The sequence below is a fragment of the Streptococcus sp. 9903 genome (assembly GCF_013276625.1).
In the GTDB taxonomy this organism is placed as follows: Bacteria; Bacillota; Bacilli; order Lactobacillales; family Streptococcaceae; genus Streptococcus.
The window spans coordinates 1-1,402 of sequence record NZ_VMLI01000038.1; the positions used below are offsets into that span (position 1 = coordinate 1).

General features: G+C 37.4%; 1 pseudogene. It reads right to left on the reverse strand.

Features of this window, described 5'->3' with window-relative positions:
- Nucleotides 1-1,402 (reverse strand): annotated as a pseudogene (locus tag HT696_RS10405) (mucus-binding protein); the annotation flags it as partial.

Genomic DNA, 1,402 nt, shown 5'->3' on the forward strand with positions numbered 1-1,402 from the left:
TCAATTGGTTTTCCAGGTTTAAGTGGTTTTTCTGGTGTTGGCGGTGTTACTGGTACAAGTTTTTCATGTACTTTCAACGTTACTGTTTGTGTTGGATCTTGACCTTCTGTATCCTTATCTTTATCGAATTTGTTATTAATATAGTTGACTACTTCATCTCTATTATCAATCACATATCCGCGTTTTTCTAACTCTGCTATTTTAGCTGTTACTGATTCAGTTGGAATTTGATCTCCAGTTTTACCATTGATAGTTACATTATCTTTTGGTAATGGTGTTTCTGTTTTCTTATCACCCTCACCTTCAACCTTAACCACTTTCACCAATGCTTTTTGTGGATTTCCTTCATAAGTAATCGGCGTATCCTCTCCTGGTTTGGTTGGTACTTTTGGTGGAATGTATCCTTGTGTCGGATCAGTTGGCACTTTTGGTACTAACGGTGTTTCACCAATCTTCGGTGTATATCCTGGTACATATGGAATTACTGGTACATTAGGATCCGTTGGTTCTCCAGGCTTAGTTGGATCTGTTGGATTATTTGGATATGGAATTGGCGTTGGTTTGTCTTTTCCTGGCTCATTCGGTATCCATGATCCTAACTTAATATACGCTACCTTAACATTTTGATTTTCAGATGCTTCTGTTAAGTTTTCACTTGCTGCTACTCTTGTTCCATCTGCTGATACTAACCCATTTTGCGCATCTTGATTAGCTTTTAAGATGTATCCCTTAACCACAGGTGATGTTACTTCGTCAAATGTTGTATCATTCGATGTCCATGCTACATTAGGATCAACAACGTCACCCGTTACGACATTAACTTTCAAACTACGAGTAAATGTTACTTTGTCTGTTGCTTTGTTAGCTACTTCTTTGTCTGTACCATCTTCTACATAAGTTATTGTACGTGTAACATGTTTAGTCGTTGTCAGTTTATCAATTAATTCTTTCGTCCATTTTGGTCCGTTTGGATTTTCTGGATCAATTGGTTGTCCTGGTTCTGGTTTTGGATTGTCGTCACCTTGTGGATTTGTTGGTTCAAATGGTGGGACATCTACCACTTTTGGTTTCACTGTTACTTCGAAAGTTTGATCAACTGTTTTATCTTTATCGAAATTTCTACCTGTCTCTGTTGTGAATCCGTCAGTTACTAATTCATATCCAAGAACTTTCAATTCTGCAAGCTTATTCGCTGTTGTATAGTTAATTGTAGTTCCCGAATCACCTGTTAATTCTTCTGTATGAAGAACTGTAGTTGTTCCTTCAACAACATATTTTACTATAGCTTTTTGAGTATCTGCTTCATACGTAATCGGCGTATCATTACCTGGTGTTGTTGGTACTGGTGGCACCTTGTATCCACTTTCTGGATTATTTGGATCTACTGGTACTAATGGATTTC